This is a genomic window from Capnocytophaga canis, from assembly GCF_000827555.1.
In the GTDB taxonomy this organism is placed as follows: domain Bacteria; phylum Bacteroidota; class Bacteroidia; order Flavobacteriales; family Flavobacteriaceae; genus Capnocytophaga; species Capnocytophaga canis.
Genome location: NZ_CDOI01000072.1, coordinates 1 through 207 on the forward strand (window position 1 = coordinate 1; position 207 = coordinate 207).

Here is a 207-nt window from a genome sequence, read left to right on the forward strand (position 1 = left end):
CAACCAACTTCCTTTCGTATGTTTCTTGTTGTTGTTATCGGTGTATTCAATGATATAGTAATACGTACCTTGTGGCAATTTCTCAGCAGCTTCAATCGTTACTCGTCCGTTTGAAATCGCTCGGAATACTCTATTAACATTATCATAGCCCTTCGTCTCAAATACCTTAACTCCCCAACGATTGTAAATACGAACCGTATTATTAGG

Annotated in this window: 1 protein-coding gene; it reads right to left on the minus strand. The window is 38.2% G+C overall.

Annotation, left to right across the window (positions count from 1 at the left end; translation table 11 throughout):
• The coding region (locus tag CCAND38_RS02325; RefSeq protein ID WP_042343545.1) for a T9SS type B sorting domain-containing protein at positions 1 to 207 on the minus strand (207 nt) is incomplete at both ends.